The 18,122-nt window shown below is 71.3% G+C and carries 18 protein-coding genes; 17 read left to right on the top strand and 1 reads right to left on the bottom strand.

What is annotated here, in order from left to right; genetic code table 11:
* Positions 1-33 precede the first annotated feature (33 nt).
* The gene (locus ASL10_RS07110) at positions 34-894 is read left to right on the top strand and encodes a hypothetical protein (protein ID WP_157485312.1); all 861 of its coding nucleotides are present in this window, start codon (positions 34-36) and stop codon (positions 892-894) included.
* On the opposite strand, the gene ASL10_RS07105 is transcribed toward ASL10_RS07110, so the two are convergent.
* Positions 891-1,907, bottom strand: a complete 1,017-nt coding sequence (locus ASL10_RS07105; RefSeq protein WP_056047589.1) for an asparaginase — start codon at positions 1,905-1,907, stop codon at positions 891-893. The two genes, ASL10_RS07110 and ASL10_RS07105, sit on opposite strands and share 4 nt — an antisense overlap.
* Before the next feature lie 69 nt (positions 1,908-1,976).
* Here ASL10_RS07105 and ASL10_RS07100 point away from each other — a divergent pair, with 69 nt between their 5' ends.
* The 16 genes from ASL10_RS07100 (at position 1,977) to ASL10_RS07025 (ending at position 18,054) form a co-directional block, all read left to right on the top strand.
* Positions 1,977-2,468, top strand: coding sequence for an OsmC family protein (locus ASL10_RS07100; protein ID WP_056045857.1), 492 nt, complete (start codon positions 1,977-1,979; stop codon positions 2,466-2,468).
* 74 nt (positions 2,469-2,542) lie between these two features.
* A complete protein-coding gene (locus ASL10_RS07095) occupies positions 2,543-3,103 on the top strand; it encodes an FKBP-type peptidyl-prolyl cis-trans isomerase (RefSeq protein WP_056045854.1) in 561 nt (186 codons plus the stop codon).
* Positions 3,104-3,139: 36 nt separating this feature from the next.
* Positions 3,140-4,153: an FKBP-type peptidyl-prolyl cis-trans isomerase gene (locus ASL10_RS07090; RefSeq protein WP_056045853.1), complete on the top strand. Its 1,014-nt coding sequence runs from the start codon at positions 3,140-3,142 to the stop codon at positions 4,151-4,153.
* 74 nt (positions 4,154-4,227) lie between these two features.
* Positions 4,228-5,304 (top strand): 1-deoxy-D-xylulose-5-phosphate reductoisomerase, encoded by a 1,077-nt coding sequence (gene dxr / locus ASL10_RS07085; protein ID WP_056045850.1) that lies wholly within the window; start codon positions 4,228-4,230, stop codon positions 5,302-5,304.
* Positions 5,305-5,388: 84 nt separating this feature from the next.
* The gene (locus ASL10_RS07080; protein ID WP_199736192.1) at positions 5,389-6,720 is read left to right on the top strand and encodes an RIP metalloprotease; all 1,332 of its coding nucleotides are present in this window, start codon (positions 5,389-5,391) and stop codon (positions 6,718-6,720) included.
* 80 nt (positions 6,721-6,800) lie between these two features.
* Positions 6,801-7,949, top strand: coding sequence for a flavodoxin-dependent (E)-4-hydroxy-3-methylbut-2-enyl-diphosphate synthase (gene ispG / locus ASL10_RS07075; RefSeq protein ID WP_171007237.1), 1,149 nt, complete (start codon positions 6,801-6,803; stop codon positions 7,947-7,949).
* Between the two features lie 230 nt (positions 7,950-8,179).
* Positions 8,180-9,103: a MetQ/NlpA family ABC transporter substrate-binding protein gene (locus ASL10_RS07070; RefSeq protein ID WP_056045848.1), complete on the top strand. Its 924-nt coding sequence runs from the start codon at positions 8,180-8,182 to the stop codon at positions 9,101-9,103.
* An 81-nt stretch (positions 9,104-9,184) separates the two neighbouring features.
* Complete coding sequence (locus ASL10_RS07065) at positions 9,185-10,246, top strand: methionine ABC transporter ATP-binding protein (RefSeq protein ID WP_056045846.1); 1,062 nt, start codon at positions 9,185-9,187, stop codon at positions 10,244-10,246.
* The gene (locus tag ASL10_RS07060) at positions 10,246-10,905 is read left to right on the top strand and encodes a methionine ABC transporter permease (protein WP_056045843.1); all 660 of its coding nucleotides are present in this window, start codon (positions 10,246-10,248) and stop codon (positions 10,903-10,905) included. The genes ASL10_RS07065 and ASL10_RS07060 overlap by 1 nt, the downstream gene beginning before the upstream one ends.
* A 55-nt stretch (positions 10,906-10,960) precedes the next feature.
* Positions 10,961-11,992, top strand: a complete 1,032-nt coding sequence (locus ASL10_RS07055) for a MoxR family ATPase (RefSeq protein WP_082460258.1) — start codon at positions 10,961-10,963, stop codon at positions 11,990-11,992.
* A 5-nt stretch (positions 11,993-11,997) separates the two neighbouring features.
* Positions 11,998-12,885, top strand: coding sequence for a DUF58 domain-containing protein (locus ASL10_RS07050; RefSeq protein WP_056045840.1), 888 nt, complete (start codon positions 11,998-12,000; stop codon positions 12,883-12,885).
* Entirely contained in the window at positions 12,872-13,354 is a 483-nt protein-coding gene (locus tag ASL10_RS07045) for a hypothetical protein (RefSeq protein WP_056045838.1), read from the top strand. Before ASL10_RS07050 ends, ASL10_RS07045 begins: the two co-directional genes overlap by 14 nt.
* Positions 13,345-14,343 (top strand): VWA domain-containing protein, encoded by a 999-nt coding sequence (locus tag ASL10_RS07040; protein WP_056045834.1) that lies wholly within the window; start codon positions 13,345-13,347, stop codon positions 14,341-14,343. The genes ASL10_RS07045 and ASL10_RS07040 overlap by 10 nt, the downstream gene beginning before the upstream one ends.
* Positions 14,340-15,434, top strand: coding sequence for a VWA domain-containing protein (locus ASL10_RS07035; RefSeq protein ID WP_056045832.1), 1,095 nt, complete (start codon positions 14,340-14,342; stop codon positions 15,432-15,434). The genes ASL10_RS07040 and ASL10_RS07035 overlap by 4 nt, the downstream gene beginning before the upstream one ends.
* Complete coding sequence (locus tag ASL10_RS07030; RefSeq protein WP_056045829.1) at positions 15,431-16,267, top strand: hypothetical protein; 837 nt, start codon at positions 15,431-15,433, stop codon at positions 16,265-16,267. Before ASL10_RS07035 ends, ASL10_RS07030 begins: the two co-directional genes overlap by 4 nt.
* A gap of 26 nt (positions 16,268-16,293) precedes the next feature.
* Complete coding sequence (locus ASL10_RS07025) at positions 16,294-18,054, top strand: proline--tRNA ligase (RefSeq protein WP_056045826.1); 1,761 nt, start codon at positions 16,294-16,296, stop codon at positions 18,052-18,054.
* Positions 18,055-18,122: the final 68 nt, after the last annotated feature.

Here is an 18,122-nt window from a genome sequence, read left to right as displayed (position 1 = left end):
CCGCCGCGGCCGGTGCTCCGCTCCACTGGAGTCATGAACTCCTCGACCACCGCGGCGTCACCGGTCCTGCCGTCCCGCGTCCGGCTGCCGTCCGGGCCGGCCAGACCCCGCCCGACGGCGACGCCCGTGGCGGCGATGTCGACGGGTGCCGTCGTGTCCGCGTGCGGTGCTCTCGTCCCGTGGACCGCGCCGCCTGCCGTCCTCGGGCTCTCGCTCGCGACGGCTCTCGCGGTCCTCGTCGGCTGGGCCGTCGACCGTGTCGTCGGGGCGACGCTCACGGCACGGCGCGAACGGTCGAGGTTCCTGGCCGCCCTCGACGACGTCGACGAGGTCGTCGCGCGCCTCCGGGCGGTGCGGTCGCGTGAGCTGGCCGACTGGTACCCGACGGCCGATCGGCTCGACGAGTGCGACGTCGCACGTCGTCCGACCCGGGTGCTGGTGCTCGGGGTGGGTCGCGCCTCCAGCGGGCTCGTCCTCGAGGGGCGTCCCGAGGACGACCTCGAGCCGGGCGACCCGGTCGCCGAACGTCTGGCACGCCTCCGGGCCGAGGCGGCCACCCTCGACGAGGCTCCGCTGTGCGTGCCCCTCTCGTCGGCCGTGAGGGTCGTCGGTCCACCCGTGGTGGCCGAGGCCGTCGCGTCGGGCCTCCGCCGTCAGCTCCGGGCCGCAGGGGCATCGTCGGTCGACGCGGCCGCGGCGATCGACTGCGTGGTGGTCCGGGCGCCGACCTCGGGCGGGGCACGGCCCGAGGCCGAGCCACCCCCGGTCGACACCGTCGTCGTGATGGGTCAGGACGGAGGAGCGACGGTCACCCTCAAGGACGGCCGGCCGTGCCGACAGAGCCTGCGGGTCGCCTTCGTGTCGGTGCTCGACGACGTCGCGCGGTGCGCCTAGCGGTCGACCCCGCTGCCCAGGCGGATGCGGCCCACCAGGCCGTCACCGCCGGTGACCTTCTCGAGCGTGCGCTCGACGACGCGAGCGGCGGCGGCGGCGTCGACGGCCCCTTCGTCGACCAGGAGGCGCAGCGCGACCAGGGTGCCGGCCCTCACGTTCCCGTCGAGCACCTTCACGGCCACCGCGACGCCGTCGGTCGTGCCCATCACCATGACGCCCTCGGCGCCGAGCTTGGCCAGCACGCCCAGCTCGTCGATCGTCACCGTGTTGGCTCGACCGGGACCGTCGATCGCCCAGGCGTCGCCCAGGACGGCCTCGACGAGATGCGCGGCGTGGCCGTCGCGTCCCGACCCGGTCGCGCCGACCGACCCGGTGATGCGCGCGATCGCCCGGGCCAGGCCGACCACGGTGGTCGCGATCACCGGGGCACCGCAGCCGTCGACGCCGGAGTGGTCAGCGGCCTCGCCGGTGAACTCGGCGACCGTCTCGCGCACCGCGGCCTGCAGGGGGTGGTCGGTGGCGACGTAGCGGGACGGGTCCCAGTCGTTCTCGGCACAGGCGAGGAGGAACGCGGCGTGCTTGCCCGAGCAGTTCATCGCGAGCCGGCGCGGCGCGGTGGCCTCGCGGGCGCTGGCCCGGTCACCGGGCCAGTCCGGCGGGCAGAGGAGGTCGTCCTCGGTGCTGCCTGACCGGCCGAGCAACGCCTCGACCACCTCGAGGTGGGCGGGCGTGCCCGCGTGGCTCGCCGTGGCCAGCACGGCCTGGGGGCCGTCGAGGGAGACCCCCGACCGCAGCACCGTGAGCGCTTGCAACGGCTTGAGGCACGAGCGCGGGTAGATGGTCGCGTCGGCGTCCCCGATCCGACGCAGTTCGCGTCCGTCGGCGTCCACGACGACACCGGCTCCGAGGTGACGGCTCTCGTCCCAACCCGAGCGCTCGAGCACGGCCAGCTCGACGCTGGCCGAGGCGGTCAAGGGGTGACGGGAGGGCGCGGCGGGGCGGGGGTCGGTCATGATGGGGAGTGTACCGAGGCCCGCCACGCGACCACGTCGCACCGACGAGGGGCCCGAGAGGGAGGCAGCATGCTCGACCACGACTACGCCGTCGACGTCCGTTGGACGGGCGACCGGGGCGAGGGCACGACCTCGTACCGTTCGTACGGCCGCGACGCCACGATCGTCGCCACCGGCAAGCAGCACGACGTCCTGGCGTCGGCCGACCGCACCTTCCACGGTGACGCGGACCGCTGGAACCCCGAGGAGCTGCTGCTCGCCGCACTGGCGCAGTGCCACCTGCTCAGCTACCTGCACGTCGCCGCGGCCGCCGGGGTGGTCGTGGTCGCGTACGAGGACGCCGCCGTGGGACGCATGACCCAGACGCACGACGGCGGTGGTCGCTTCACCTCGGTGACCCTGCGGCCCCGGGTGACCGTCGCCGACGACGACATGGTCGAGCGCGCCCTCGAGCTGCACGCCGAGGCGAGCCGCAAGTGCTTCATCGCCGCGTCGGTCGCCTTCCCGGTCGGTCACGAGCCCACCGTCGTGGCGGTGTCCAGAGAAGCCGACCCGGCGTGAGGCAGAATGGCACGGCACCTCCGCCGCGCCGAGTCCCACGGCACGACCCCCGTCACCCCGACCGAGAGATCCCCATGCGCCGTTCCCTCGCCCTCCTGGCCGTCCCCGCCCTCCTCCTGTCGCTCGCGGCCTGTGCCGGTGACGCCGGCGGGTCCTCCGATGCGGCGACGCCGAGCAGTTCGTCGCAGGCGACCTCCGACGTCCCGCTGCGCGCCTCCGGCGAGCCCCAGGCCCCGCAGGACGGGTTCCCGACGGTCGAGCTCGACGCCGACGGCCGCCCGACGGTGACCGTCCCCGACGCGGACGCTCCGACCGAACTCGGTGTCGAGACCCTGATCAAGGGCGACGGAGCCACGGTCCAGGCCGGTGACACCGTCACCGTCCAGTACCAGGGCGTCATCTGGAACACGGGCGAAATCTTCGACGAGAGCTGGTCGCGCGGTGCACCGGCCACCTTCTCGACCGACCAGGTCATCACCGGCTTCGCGGACGGCATGGTCGGGCAGACCGTCGGATCGCAGACCGTCGTCGTCATCCCGCCGGCCGACGGTTACGGCGAGGCCGGCGCCCCGCAGGCCGGCATCTCGGGCACCGACACGCTCGTCTTCGTCATCGACATCCTCGCCGTCTCCTAGTCGACCGTCGCCGCCGACCCCCGACACGATTCCCCGATGATCCGCACCGCGCCTCCTCGTCCGTCCGCCCGTGTCCGCCGAGGACGGTTCGCCGCCGTGGCGGCCGTTCCGCTCGTCGTCCTCGTGCTGAGCGGATGCACGGGGGGTTCCACCTCACCGTCGCCGACGGCGAGCGGCGCGGCGGGCGACTGCAAGGCGCCGACGCCGGGGGCGCTGTCCGACGGCGTCGACGTCACGGGCGAGGTCGAGAGCAAGCCCGAGGTCGTCTTCGACACCCCGCTCGAGGTCTCGTCGACCCAGCGCACCACCCTGGTCGAGGGCAGCGGCGAGGTCGCCGGGCAGGGCGCGGTGGCCAACGTCCGCATCGCGGTCTACGACGCGACCACCGGGGCCGAGGTCACCTCGGCCGGTTTCGACGAGGGTCAGCAGCCCACGCAGCTCACGGTGAGCACCGACTACTACGTGCCGGGCATCGTCGACGCCATCGCCTGCGTGCCCTCGGGCAGCCGCACGGTGACCGTCGCCTCGGCGGCCGACATGACGACCGCGACCGCGGGGGAGCAGGCGGCCGCACCCACGCCCGTGGTCATCGTCGCGGACGTCGTCTCGATCGTGCCGACCAAGGCGACGGGTGAGGCCCAGCCCCCGAAGGACGGTTTCCCGACGGTCGAGCTCGCCGACGACGGTCGGCCCACCGTGACGATCCCGCCCGGCACCGAACCGCCGTCCGACCTGCAGATCGAGGTCCTGAAGAAGGGCGACGGCCCCGTCGTCCCCGACCCCGCGAACGTCACCGTCCAGTACCAGGGCGTGAACTGGACCACCGGCGAGGTCTTCGACCAGAGTTGGGGCAAGGGCACGCCGACACCGTTCTCGACCGACCAGGTCGTGCCCGGGTTCGCCAAGGCCATGACCGGTCAGACGGTCGGCTCGCAGGTCGTGGTGATCATCCCGCCCGCCGAGGGCTACGGCGAGGCCGGTCAACCGTCGGCCGGCATCGGGGGCACCGACACGCTCGTCTTCGTCATCGACATCCTCTCCGTCGCCTAGCCCCCGGTCCGCCCGACCAGGGCTCGCCTCGCGGCGGTGGGCGGCCCTGACGACGCTCGCCCTAGGCTGATCCCATGCGTCGCATCACGATCCTCGGCTCCACCGGTTCGATCGGGGTCCAGGCCCTCGACGTCGTCCGGGCCCATCCCGACCTCTTCGAGGTCGTCGGCCTCTCCGCCGGTTCCGACCGTGAGGGCGTGGCCGCGCAGGCCGCCGAGTTCGGAGTCGAGCACACGGCGCTCGGCACCGACGAGTCGGTGCAGCTCGTCCGCGACGTCCGGGCCGACGTCGTCCTGAACGGCATCACGGGCTCGGTCGGCCTCGCGCCGACCCTCGCCGCCCTCGACTCGGGGGCGTCGCTCGCCCTGGCCAACAAGGAGAGCCTGATCGTCGGAGGCGATCTCGTGACGAAGCGCGCCGCCCCCGGCCAGATCGTGCCGGTCGACTCCGAGCACTCGGCGATCGCGCAGGCGCTGCGGTCGGGCTCCGACCGCGAGGTGCGTCGGCTCGTCCTGACGGCGTCGGGTGGGCCGTTCCGCGGTCGCACACGGGAATCGCTGGCCGACGTCACCCCGCGCGAAGCGCTCGCGCACCCCACCTGGGACATGGGCCTGGTGGTGACGACGAACTCGTCGACCCTCGTCAACAAGGGGCTCGAGGTAATCGAGGCGCACCTGCTCTTCGACGTCGACTACGACCACATCGACGTCACGGTGCACCCGCAGTCGATCGTCCACTCGATGGTCGAGTTCGTCGACGGCTCGACCATCGCCCAGGCCTCGCCTCCCGACATGCGCCTCCCGATCTCGCTCGGGCTCGCCTGGCCGGACCGCGTCGAGGGCGTGGGGGTCCCGCTCGACTGGACCCGCGCCTCCACCTGGACGTTCGAGCCCCTCGACGAACAGGCCTTCCCGGCCGTGCGACTCGCCAAGCAGGTCGGGCGCGCGGGGGGGACGTACCCGGCCGTCTTCAACGCGGCCAACGAGCAGGCCGTCCTGGCGTTCCACGCGGGACGCGTCGGGTACCTCGACATCCTCGACGTGGTCGAGGCCGTCGTCGACCGGCACACCGCGGGCGAGAGCAGCCTCGAGGGCGTGCTCGAGGCCGAACGCTGGGCCCGTGCCGAGGCGGACGCACTGCTGGCCCGCTGAGCCCGCCGCCCCAGTTCGGGGCTCCCAGCGTCGTCATGGCCCCGGCGCGGTGGACGTCCGGGCACGGGCGGCTACCCTTGCCCGGTGCAGACGATCCTCCTCTTCGTGCTCGGCGTCCTGGTCATGGTCGTCGGGCTGGCCGTGTCGATCGCCCTGCACGAGGTGGGCCACCTCGTGCCGGCGAAGAAGTTCGGCGTGAAGGTCGGCCAGTACATGATCGGCTTCGGGCCGACCGTCTTCTCGCGCAAGAAGGGCGAGACCGAGTACGGCGTCAAGGCCCTGCCGCTCGGCGGCTACATCTCGATGTCGGGCATGTTCCCCCCGGGAAGGACCGGGGGAGGCGCGCGCCAGTCGAGCACCGGCTTCTTCAACACCCTCGTGCAGGACGCCCGTACGGCCAGCGCCGAGACCGTCGACGAGGGCGACGAGTCGCGCACCTTCTACCGTCTGCCCGTGTACAAGCGCGTCATCATCATGCTCGGCGGCCCGTTCATGAACCTGCTCATCGCGATCGCCCTGTTCGCGGTGCTGCTCTGCGGCTTCGGCGTCCAGCAGGCGAGCACGACGGTCGGCAGCGTCAGCACCTGCGTCCTGCCCGCCGGCTCCACCGAGACGAGCTGCCCCTCGGACGCGCCCGAGGCCCCGGCCTACGCCGCGGGCATGCTGAACGGCGACCGCATCGTGTCGATCGACGGGACGACCGTGACCGACGGCGACCAGATCACGGGCATCCTGCAGCGTTCTCCCGGCGACACCCTCGACGTCGTGGTCGACCGCGACGGCACGGAGCGCACGCTCCAGGTGACTCCGGCCCTGTCCGAGCGCTACGTGACGACGTCGAGCGGGGCCGTGGCGACGAACCCCGACGGCAGCTCGCAGACGCAGGAGGTCGGTTTCGTCGGCATCGGGTTCGCCTACGAGAAGGTGCGCGAGCCCGTGACGGCCGTGCTGCCGGCGGTCGGCGACAACATCTCGCACGTCGTCGGTGTCATCGTCACCCTGCCGCAGCGACTGGTCGGGGTGGCCCAGGCCGCCTTCGGCGGGGCCGAGCGCGACCCGAACGGACCGGTCAGCGTCGTCGGCGTCGGTCGCATGGCGGGCGAGATCGCCAGCCTCGACACGATCCCGGTGGTCGACCGAATCAGCACCCTCGTCGGGCTGCTCGCGAGCCTCAACGTCGCCCTCTTCGTGTTCAACCTGGTGCCGCTGATGCCGCTCGACGGCGGTCACGTGGCCGGGGCCCTGATCGAGGCGATCCGCCGCGGCTTCGCCAAGCTCCTCCGCCGGCCCGACCCGGGCCCGGTCGACACGGCCAAGGCCATCCCCGTGACCTTCGCCATCGTGATCCTGCTCGGCGGCATGACCGTCCTGCTCACCTACGCCGACATCGTGAACCCGATCGACATCTTCGGCTGACGTCCGGTCGCGAGCGACCCGTGACGCACCGGTCACGCGTCCGTCACTCGGCGTCCAGCGCCGAGGTTTACGATGACTTCGTGCCAGCAGTCAATCTCGGAATGCCGAAGGTCCCCGAAGTCCTCGCCCCGCGCCGCAAGACGCGGCAGATCAAGGTCGGCAAGGTGCTCGTGGGTGGCGACGCCCCCGTCAGCGTGCAGTCGATGACCACGACTCCGACCCCCAACATCAACGCCACCCTGCAGCAGATCGCCGAGCTCACGGCCAGCGGCTGCGACATCGTGCGCGTCGCCGTGCCGAGCCGTGACGACGCCGAGGCCCTTCCGATCATCGCGAAGAAGAGCCAGATCCCGGTCATCGCCGACATCCACTTCCAGCCCAACTACGTCTACCAGGCGATCGACGCCGGGTGCGCGGCGGTCCGGGTCAACCCCGGCAACATCCGCAAGTTCGACGACCAGGTCGGCAAGATCGCCGCCGCGGCGAAGGCCGCCGGCGTCTCGATCCGCATCGGCGTCAACGCCGGCTCGCTCGAGCCCAGCATCCTGCAGAAGTACGGCAAGGCCACCCCCGAGGCGCTCGTCGAGTCCGCCGTGTGGGAGGCCTCGCTCTTCGAGGAGCACGACTTCCACGACTTCAAGATCTCGGTCAAGCACAACGACCCGATCGTCATGGTCAAGGCGTACCGCCAGCTCGCCGAACGCGGCGACTGGCCCCTGCACCTCGGCGTGACCGAGGCCGGGCCCGAGTTCCAGGGCACGATCAAGTCGGCCACGGCCTTCGGCATCCTGCTGAGCGAGGGCATCGGCGACACCATCCGCGTCAGCCTCAGTGCCCCGCCCGCCCAAGAGGTCAAGGTCGGCCTGCAGATCCTGCAGTCGCTCAACCTGCGCGAGCGCAAGCTCGAGATCGTCAGCTGCCCGAGCTGCGGTCGCGCCCAGGTCGACGTCTACAAGCTGGCCAACGACGTCACCGACGGGCTCGAGGGCATGACCGTCCCGCTGCGCGTCGCCGTCATGGGTTGTGTCGTCAACGGTCCTGGCGAGGCCCGAGAGGCCGACCTCGGCGTCGCCTCGGGCAACGGCAAGGGTCAGATCTTCGTCAAGGGCGAGGTCATCAAGACCGTTCCCGAGTCCGAGATCGTCCAGACCCTCATCGACGAGGCGAACCGTCTCGCCGCCGAGATGCCCCCCGGCGAGCTGGGCTCGCCCGAGGTCGTCACCGTCTGATCGGGTCCACCCCGGGGGCGACGCGACCCCCGTCAGGAGGCGCGGTGCGAGATCTCTCGCACCGCGCCTCCTTCGTGTGGTCGCGTCCGCGGCCGGGCCGACGGGGCCGTGTGTCGTCGTGTGACGCCCCGATGTGACGCGCCCCGGGGCGTCCGCCAGCATGGACGACGCACCGTGACGGCCCCGGCCCACCCCCGAGCGGTGCTCCCGCAGCGCCCCGAGAGGAACCCATGACCAGCAGCGCCCCCCTGATCGACGCCCCCAAGAAGGGCCCCGGTCGTCTGATCGCCGTCATCGTCGCGGTCGTCGTCGTGCTCGCCGCCGTCGGCATCGCGATCGGAGTCACCCGTGGCGGTGGCGACGACGAGACCGTCCGCATCGGCGTCGTGGGCGCGAGCGACCCGTACTGGGCCGACTTCGTGCAGGCCGCGGCCGACGAGGGCATCACGGTCGACCTCGTGGACTACTCGGACTACGAGCAGCCCAACCCCGCCCTCGCCGACGGCGAGATCGACCTGAACCAGTTCCAGCACATCGTCTACCTCGCGCAGTACGACGTGGCATCCGGCAACGACATCGTGCCGATCGGTTCGACGGCGATCTACCCCCTGCCCCTGTACTCGTCGAAGTACACCGAGCTGAGCGACTTCCAGGAGGGTGACACCATCGCGATCCCCGACGACTCGAGCAACCTGGCCCGCGCCCTGCTCGTCCTGCAGTCGAACGGCCTGGTCTCGCTGAAGGACGGCGGGACGATCTTCTCGGGCGTCAACGACGTCGACGAGTCGAAGTCGAAGGTGAAGGTCGCGACGGTGAGCGCCGACCTCGCCGCCACGTCACTGCCCGACTACGCCGGTGCGATCATCAACAACGACTTCGCGACGAAGGCCGGTCTGTCGACCGACGACGTCATCGCCCAGGACGACCCCAACGACCCCTCGTCGGTGCCCTACGCCAACGTCTTCGCCGCCCGGGCGGAAGACAAGGACGACGCCACCTACCAGAAGCTCGTCCAGATCTACCAGGACACCAAGGCCGTCACCGACGGCGTCGTCGACAACTCGGGTGGCACGGCGATCATCACGAAGATCCCCGCGAGCGACCTCGAGAAGTCGCTGACCGAGACCGAGAAGCTCGTCGAACAGAACGGCTGACCCACCAGGTCGCCACCCCGGCCCGGACCGCGCGCAGCATCCGCTCGCGGTCCGGGCCTCCGCCCGTGCCGAGGAGAACGCGTGCCCGCCATCACCCTGACCGACGTCGTCAAGACGTACCCGCCCCGTGAGAAGGGCGCCGCACCGCTGACCGCGGTCGACGGCGTCAGCCTCGAGATCGCCGAGGGCGAGATCTTCGGCATCATCGGCTACTCGGGCGCGGGGAAGAGCACCCTCGTCCGCCTCGTCAACGCCCTCGAGCCCACGACGAGCGGGAGCATCCGCGTCGACGGCCGCGAGATCACCGGCCTCCGTGAGCGCGAACTGCGCTCGGTCCGGGCCGGCATCGGCATGATCTTCCAGCAGTTCAACCTGTTCTCGTCGAAGACGGTCTGGGGCAACGTCGAGTTCCCGCTCAAGGCGGCGGGGGTACCCAGGGACGAGCACCAGCGGCGGATCAGCGACCTGCTGCACTTCGTCGGCCTCGGCGACAAGGCCCACGCGCGGCCGGACCAGCTCTCGGGTGGTCAGAAGCAGCGCGTCGGCATCGCCCGCGCGCTCGCGACAAATCCCCGCATCCTGCTCGCCGACGAGGCGACGAGCGCCCTCGACCCCGAGACGACCAGCGAGGTGCTCGCCCTGCTCAAACGCGTCAACGCCGAGCTCGGCATCACCATCGTCGTGATCACCCACGAGATGGACGTCATCAAGTCGATCGCCGACCGGGTGGCCGTGATGGACTCCGGCCGCGTCGTCGAGACAGGCCCCACCTTCGAGGTGTTCTCCGACCCGAAGCAGGCGTCGACCAAACGGTTCGTCTCGACGGTCATCGCGGGCACGCCGCACGGTGACGAACTCGATGCGCTGCGGGCCCGCCACCCCGGCGTCCTGGTGTCGGTGCGCATCGCCGAGGGTGGCGTCGACCAGCGCGACGTCTTCGCGCTGCTCGCGCGTCACGGCCTGTCGTTCGAGATCGTCTTCGGCGGCGTGAACGACATCCAGGGACGCACGTTCGGCACCCTGACCCTCGCCGTGACCGGCGACGACGCGGCCGTCCGAGCGGCCGTCGCCGAGCTGGGCGACGACGCGACCGAACTGCCCACCTCGCCGACGACGTCGGTCCGACCCACGGAAGGACGCTGATGGACTCCCTGATCGAACTGCAGCCGATGCTGTGGCAGGCGGCCGTCGAGACCGTCTACATCGTCGCCCTGACCCTCCTCTTCGGCGGCATCGGCGGACTCCTGCTCGGCTTGGCGCTCTACCTGACGCGGGGCGGAGCCCTCTTCGCGAACCGCGTCGTCTACGGCGTGCTGAACGTGGTCGTCAACGTGTTCCGACCGATTCCGTTCATCATCTTCCTGGCCGCGGCCCAGCCGTTGGCGAGGTTCGTCATCGGGTCGGGCAGCGGCAACCCGGCCATCATCTTCACCCTGTCGCTCGCCGCGTCGTTCGCCATCTCGCGCATCGTGGAACAGAACCTGCTCACCGTGCAGCCGGGCGTCATCGAGGCCGCACGGGCGGCGGGGGCCGGCCCGGCCCGCATCATCGGAACGGTGCTGCTGCCGGAGGCGCTCGGACCGCTCGTCCTCGGCTACACGTTCATCTTCGTCGCGCTGGTCGACATGTCGGCGGTGGCCGGCTACATCGGCGGCGGCGGGCTCGGCAACTTCGCCCTGCTCTACGGCTACCGGCAGTTCGACCCGGTCGTGACCTGGGCCGCGGTGCTGCTGATCATCGTGCTGGTGCAGCTCGTCCAGTTCCTGGGCAACTGGCTGGCGAGGCGCGCGCTCCGGCGATGAGGCGCGGTGCCCGGGGGCACGGGAGCTGTCGGGGGACTGGTTTACAGTGGGGCGCGTGACCGACACCGCCACCGCCAGCCCGACCCCGCCGCCGGCTCCGGCCCCCGTGACGCCCGCCGAGCTCGAGCGGGCTCGGCAGATCGTCGGGGCGGTGTCGCAGGCGTTCGGCCGCAAGGTCGTGGGTCAGACCGCACTCCGCGACACCCTGCTCGTCGCCCTGATCACCGGCGGGCACGTCCTGCTCGAGAGCGTCCCGGGGTTGGCCAAGACGACCGCGGCACAGACCATCGCGCAGTCGATCGACGCGAGCTTCCGGCGCATCCAGTGCACGCCCGACCTCCTGCCGAGCGACATCACGGGCACCCAGATCTACGACGCCCAGAAATCGACCTTCGTCACCCAGCTCGGGCCGGTCCACTCGAACTTCGTCCTGCTCGACGAGATCAACCGGTCGAGCGCCAAGACCCAGAGCGCCATGCTCGAGGCGATGCAAGAGCGACAGACGACCATCGGGGGCACGGTCTACCGACTGCCGTCGCCCTTCCTCGTCCTGGCCACCCAGAACCCGATCGAGCAAGAGGGCACCTACCAACTGCCCGAGGCGCAGCTCGACCGCTTCCTGTTGAAAGAGATCCTCGACTACCCGACCCCCGCCGAGGAGGCCGAGATCATCCGGCGCATCGAGAGCGGCGTCTACGACGAGGCCGCCGCACCGTCCACGGGCGTCGGCCTGGCCGACGTCGTCTACCTGCAAGACCTGGCCAAGCGCGTCTACGTCGACGCGTCGATCGTCAACTACATCGTGCAGCTCATCTACGTCACGCGGCACCCGCAGCAGTACATCCCGGCGACCCTTGCCGACTACGTCGAGTTCGGGGCCAGCCCCCGGGCCAGCATCGCCTTCATGCAGGCGGCCCGTGCCCTCGCCCTGCTGCACGGGCGCGACTACGTCATCCCCGAAGACGTCAAGCACCTGCGCCACTCCGTGCTGCGACACCGCATGATCCTCAACTACGAGGCCACGGCCGACGAGGTCGCGCCCGAGACGATCATCGACGCCGTGTTCGGCGCCGTCCAGACCCCCTGACGCCGGTGGCCAGCCTGTTGCTGCGCGTCAGGACGAAGATGGGGCTGTTCGCCCACCGACGCACGATCGACCTGCTCGAGGGCGGCTACGCCTCGGTGCACCACGGGCGCAGCCACGACTTCGACGACCTCCGGGCCTACGTCCCGGGCGACGAGGTGAAAGACATCGACTGGAAGGCCACGGCCCGTCACGGCGAGCCCCTGGTCAAGCGGTACATCGCGAGCCGCCGGCAGAACCTCGTCCTCGTGATGGACACCGGTCGCAACATGGCCGCGACGGCCACGAGCGGCGAATCGAAGAAAGACATCGCCCTGATGGCGGCCGGCGCCCTCGCCTACATCGCCGCCAAGCACGGTGACGTCGTGTCACTGGTGGCGGGCGATTCGTCGGGTACCCGCGCGCACCCGGCGGGCGCGACCGAAGCCCACCTCGAGACCCTCCTGCGGCAGGTCGACCGACGCGTCGACCTCGACGCCCCGACGAGCGACCTCGCGGCCGTGCTCGAGTGGGTCGCGCGGGGCATCCGGCGGCGCTCCATGCTGCTCGTGATCACCGACGACGTCGCGATCGACGATCGCATCACCCGGTTGCTCCGGCGTCTGCGCGCGCAGCACGAGGTCGTCTGGCTGACGATCGGCGACGCCGACCTGATGACGCGCGCGGGTCGGGCGGGCGAGGTCTTCGACGTCCGCGAGATGGCCGGACTGCCGGCGTACCTGCGCGAGAACGCGCAGCTCCGTCGAGAGTTCGACGACTCCTCCCTGCGGCGCGTCGGCGACACCGAGCGCGAGCTCCTGGCCCTCGGCATCAGCAGCCAACGGCTCGGCAGCCAGGCCGAGGTCGTTCCCGGGCTGTTCACCCTGATAGAGAAGCACCGTCGTGTCGGGCGCTGACGACTTCTTCGGGCCCTACCAGTACCCGCTCTGGGTGCTCTGGCTGGTGCTCGGCCTGGTCGGGCTGGCACTCGTGGCCGCCTGGTACGTCTTCGTGATCCGTTTCTCGGCCCGCCGCCTCCCTCCGGCCCAGCGGGCGGCCCGCGCGGCCTCCCGACCGGTCGCCCTCGCCGACACCAAGGAGAAGTACCTCGCCCTGATCGACGAGGTCGAGACGGCCGCCTCCTCGGGGCGGCTGAACGACCGTGGCGTGCACTCCCGGCTCAGCCTGCTCCTGCGGTTCTTCGCGCACGAGACGAACGGGGTCGACACCCACGTGATGACCCTCGCCGACCTCCGCGAGTCGAACCTGCCCCGGCTCGTCGGTGCGGTCGAGCAGTACTACCCGCCGGCCTTCCGGCTCGAAGCGCCCGGCGACCCGGCCCGTGCCGTCGCCACCGCGAGGGACCTGGTGTCGTCATGGGGCTGATCTTCTGGTGGGTCCCGTTGGTCGCACTGGCGGTCGTGGCGGTCGCGGCATGGCTCTACGTGCGGTGGAGGCGCCGCGACAGAGCGCGCCTCCGTCGCCTCGGCGTCCCGGTCGCGCACGGCGAGCGGCTGACCGCGCTGCCCGCGTACCAGCGCGTCGTCCGGCGCTACCGTGCCGCGCTCGCGGTCGTCCTCGTCGCCATGGTGGCGCTGACCGGCATCAGCGTCCTGCTCGCGGCCCGCGTCTCGAGCACCGACGTCGTCGAGCCCCAGTCGTACAAGCGCGACATCATGCTCTGCCTCGACGTGTCGGGTTCGATGACCGAGGTCGACTCCCAGATCGTCGACACCTTCTCGACCCTCTCGCAGGGGCTCGACGGCGAACGCGTCGGGCTGTACCTCTTCGACAGCTCGGCCGTGCAGGCGTTCCCGCTCACCGACGACTACGACTTCGTGCGCACGCAACTCGAGCAGTACCGCGACTCGTTCGACACCATGGGCGAGAACGGGACCCGCTACTGGACGGGCACCGACCTCGGTGACGGTGCGTCGCTGATCGGCGACGGTCTGGCGTCGTGCGTCCTCGGGTTCGGCGACGACGACAGCACGCGGCCCAAGTCGGTCGTGCTCGCCACCGACAACTACGTCAACGGCAAGGCCCTGCTCACGCTCACCGAGGCTGCCGACCTGGCGACCGAGCGCGACGTCCGCGTGTACGCGGTGAACCCCGCCGACCACGCCACGGACGCCGTGGCCGACCAGGTCGCCGCCGAACTGCGCACCGCGGCCGAGTCGACCGACGGTGGCTACTACGCCCTCGACGACTCGACGACCGTGCCGCAGATCGTCGACGAGATCGACGCCCGCGAGGCGGGGCTCTTCACCGGTGCCCGACGGCTCGTGGTGACCGACCACCCGCAGGCCCTGGCGATCGCCGCCCTGCTCGTCGCGATGGGCGGGCTCGTCTTGCTCTGGCGGGTGCGCCTGTGATCGCCCGGGCGCTGGTGTTCCAGCCCGTCCTGCCCTGGTGGCTCCTCGCCGTGGCCGCCGTCGCCCTGCTCGGGTTCACGGGCTGGCGCGTGGTGGCCGAGCGGGGCCGACGACGGGCCCTTCTCACCTGGGTGCGACGTCTGGTCATCGTCGCCCTGCTCCTCGTCGTCGCCGTGCGGCCGAGCCTGCCGGGCGGGTCGGCGCAGGCGTCGGTCGCCCAGCTCAACGTCTTCTTCGTGGTCGACACGACGTCGAGCATCGCGGCGGAGGACTGGGGCGACGGTCGGCGTCGACTCGACGGGGTGCGGGCCGACATCGCCGAGGTCACCTCGCAGCTGGCGGGAGCCCGGTTCTCGCTGCTGTCCTTCGACAGCACCGCCGTCCTGCGGACGCCGCTGACCGACGACGCCTCCGCCGTGGTCGCCGCGGCCGACGCCATGAACCAAGAGGTCACCTACTACTCGAGCGGCAGTTCCGTCAGCGAGGCGAACGACCTGCTGGCCGAGCGGCTGTCCGAGGCCCGGCAGAGTGCGCCCGAACGGGCCAACGTCGTCTACTACCTCGGCGACGGCGAGCAGACCAGCGGCACCGAGCCCGAGAGCTTCGCGGCATCCGCCGGCGACGTCGACGGCGGTGCCGTCTTCGGCTACGGCACCGAGCGGGGAGGCAAGATGCGCGTCTTCGACGGCTACGGCGACGAGTACTCGACGAAGGAGTACATCCAGGACCGCACACAGCCCGGCGATCCCGATGCCGTCTCGACGATCGACGAGGACGCCCTGCGGCGCATCGCCGATCAGCTCGGCGTGCCGTACGTGCACCGCACGGCCGACACATCCGTCGACGCTGCGGTCGCGGACGTCCGCGACGGCGCCGTGGCCTCCGACGAGGGACGGGCCGACAGCCTGATCGACCTCTACTGGATCGCCGCGATCCCCCTGTTCGTCCTGCTGCTCCTCGACGTCGCACTCGTGGCGAGGGCACTGGGCGAGGTCCGTCCACCACGGCCCGTCCGCGCCGGACGCGGTCGAGGGCGCGGTGCGCCGTCGGGACCCGACGCCTCACGACCCGAGAGGCGAGTCCGCCCGTGACCGACACCCTCGTCCCCCCGCCCGTCGACGAGATCCGCCGCGCCCACGAGGCCGAGGCCGGGCCCGACGTCGAGCAGTACCGGAGACGCCTCCGGCGTCGGCTGCTGCTCTGGTCGGCCCCGGTCGTGCTCGTGGTGCTGCTCGTGGCCCTGAAGCTGCTCAGCCTGCCCGCCTTCGCCGCCCTGACGCAGTGGTCGTACGGCGACAGGGAGTTCGAGCGCAGCGCCTCCTGGTCCGAACCCCTCGGCGTCGCCAACGTGGTCGAGCCCTGGGTGCACCACTTCGACCGGGGGACCGCCTACGCCCAGATCGGCGTGCTCGACGTCGCGCGTCAGGAGTTCGTCACGGCACTCGACCTCGCCCCCGACGACGCCACGATCTCGTGCGTCATCCGGGTCAACCTGGTGCTCACGATCGAGGCCCAGGGCGATGCCGCCCTGCTCGAACTGCGCTACGCCGACGCCGAGGCGCTGTACGAACTCGGGGCGAAGACCGTCGACGAGGCTCCCGAGGGGTGCTTCCAGCCGCCGGAGGACCCCCGGCAGCCCGACACCTCCCAGCCGCTCGACGACGCCCAGCAGCGCCTCGACGAGAAGGGGCAGCAGGCCCAGGGGGGCGAGGGCGACGAGCAGCAGCCCGGAGGGGACGACGGCAGCGATCCCGGCGCCGGGGGAGACGAGCCCGGCGAGGGCGAGGGGCAGGCCGAGTCCGACGACCCGCTCGACCAGCTGCAGCAGCAGGGCGAACAGAGCCAGCAGCAGCAACAGCAGGACACCGACCGCGACCGCTACTACGAGCAGAACCCGGGTGACTACGACGGCAAGCCGTGGTGACCCGGGCACGCCCCTAAGCTGGACGGGTGTCCACACGTCTCTCCCAGCTCTTCGTCCGCACCCTCCGAGAAGACCCCTCCGACGCCGAGGTGACCAGCCACCGGCTGCTCGTCCGTGCCGGGTACATCCGCCGTCAGGCACCTGGGGTCTTCGCCTGGCTGCCGCTCGGCCTGCGCGTCAAGGCGAAGATCGAGGCGGTCATCCGTGACGAGATGCAGGCCGCCGGCGCCCAAGAGGTGCACTTCCCCGCCTTGCTGCCTCGCGAGCCCTACGAGGCCACCGGGCGGTGGACCGAGTACGGCGACGGCATGTTCCGCCTCAAGGACAGGAAGGACGCCGACTACCTCCTGGCCCCCACGCACGAGGAAGCCTTCACCCTGTTGGTGAAGGACCTCTACTCGTCCTACAAGGACCTCCCGCTGACCCTGTTCCAGATCCAGGACAAGTACCGCGACGAGGCTCGACCCCGGGCCGGCCTGCTGCGCGGCCGCGAGTTCACCATGAAGGACGCCTACTCGTTCGACGCGTCCGACGCCGGCCTGGACGACAGCTACCAGAAGCAGCGCGACGCCTACGAGCGCATCTTCACGCGGCTCGGCCTCGAGTACGTCATCGTCAAGGCGGATGCCGGGGCCATGGGCGGTTCGCGCAGCGAGGAGTTCCTGCACCCCACAGCCATCGGCGAGGACACCTTCGTCCGCTCGGCGGGCGGCTACACCGCCAACGTCGAGGCCTTCACGACGATCGTCCCCGACACGGTCCCGCTCGAGGGCCTCGCCCCCTCCCGTCGCCTGGCACCGGCCGACACGCCGACCATCGACTCGCTGGTCGCCCAGCTCAACGCCGACGAGTCCCGCGACTCCGGGCCCTGGACGGCTGCCGACACGCTCAAGAACGTCGTCGTCGCCCTCAGCCACCTCGACGGACGCCGTGAGCTCGTCGTGGTCGGCCTGCCGGGTGACCGCGAGGTCGACATGAAGCGGCTCGAGGTCGCCTTCGCCCCGGCCGAGGTCGAGGCCGCCGGCGACGCCGACTTCGCGAAGAACCCCGTGCTGGTCCGTGGCTACCTCGGCCCCCAGGTGCTCGGTGGCGAGTCCGACTCGGGCATCCGCTACTTCGTCGACCCGCGCGTGGTCGAGGGTTCGGCCTGGGTCACCGGGGCGAACGAGAAGGGCGTGCACGTCGCCGACCTCGTCATGGGCCGCGACTTCACCGCGGACGGCACCATCGAGGCCGCGCAGGTCCGCGAGGGCGACCCCGCGCCCGACGGTTCCGGCCCCATCGAGACCGCCCGCGGCATGGAGATCGGTCACGTCTTCCAGCTCGGCCGCAAGTACGCCGAGGCGCTCGGCCTCAAGGTGCTCGACGAGAACGGCAAGCAGGTCACGGTCACGATGGGCTCGTACGGCATCGGCGTCACGCGCATCCTCGCGGTGATCGCCGAGGCGAACAACGACGCCAAGGGCCTGATCTGGCCGGCCAACGTTGCCCCCTTCGACGTCCACGTCGTGGCCACGGGCAAGGACCCCGTGGTCTACGAGGTCGCCGAGAAACTCACCGCCGACCTCGAGGCCCACCGTCTCGACGTCCTCTACGACGACCGACCCAAGGTCTCGCCCGGCGTCAAGTTCGGCGACGCCGAACTCCTCGGCGTGCCGCAGATCGTCGTCGTCGGCCGTTCGGCCGGCGAGGGCGTCGTCGAGCTCTGGGACCGCCGCACGGGCGAGCGCACGCCGGTCCCCGTGGCCGAGGCCGTCGCGACCCTGACGGCTCCGCGAGCGTCCTGAGCGCCGGCACCGCGCCTCCTCGTCCCGGTCGTGGCGACCCCGAGGAGGCGCGGTGTCGAGCTCGCGGA

It is taken from the genome of Frigoribacterium sp. Leaf8 (genome assembly GCF_001421165.1).
Lineage (GTDB): Bacteria > Actinomycetota > Actinomycetes > Actinomycetales > Microbacteriaceae > Frigoribacterium.
This window is presented reverse-complemented; position numbering and strand designations above follow the sequence as displayed.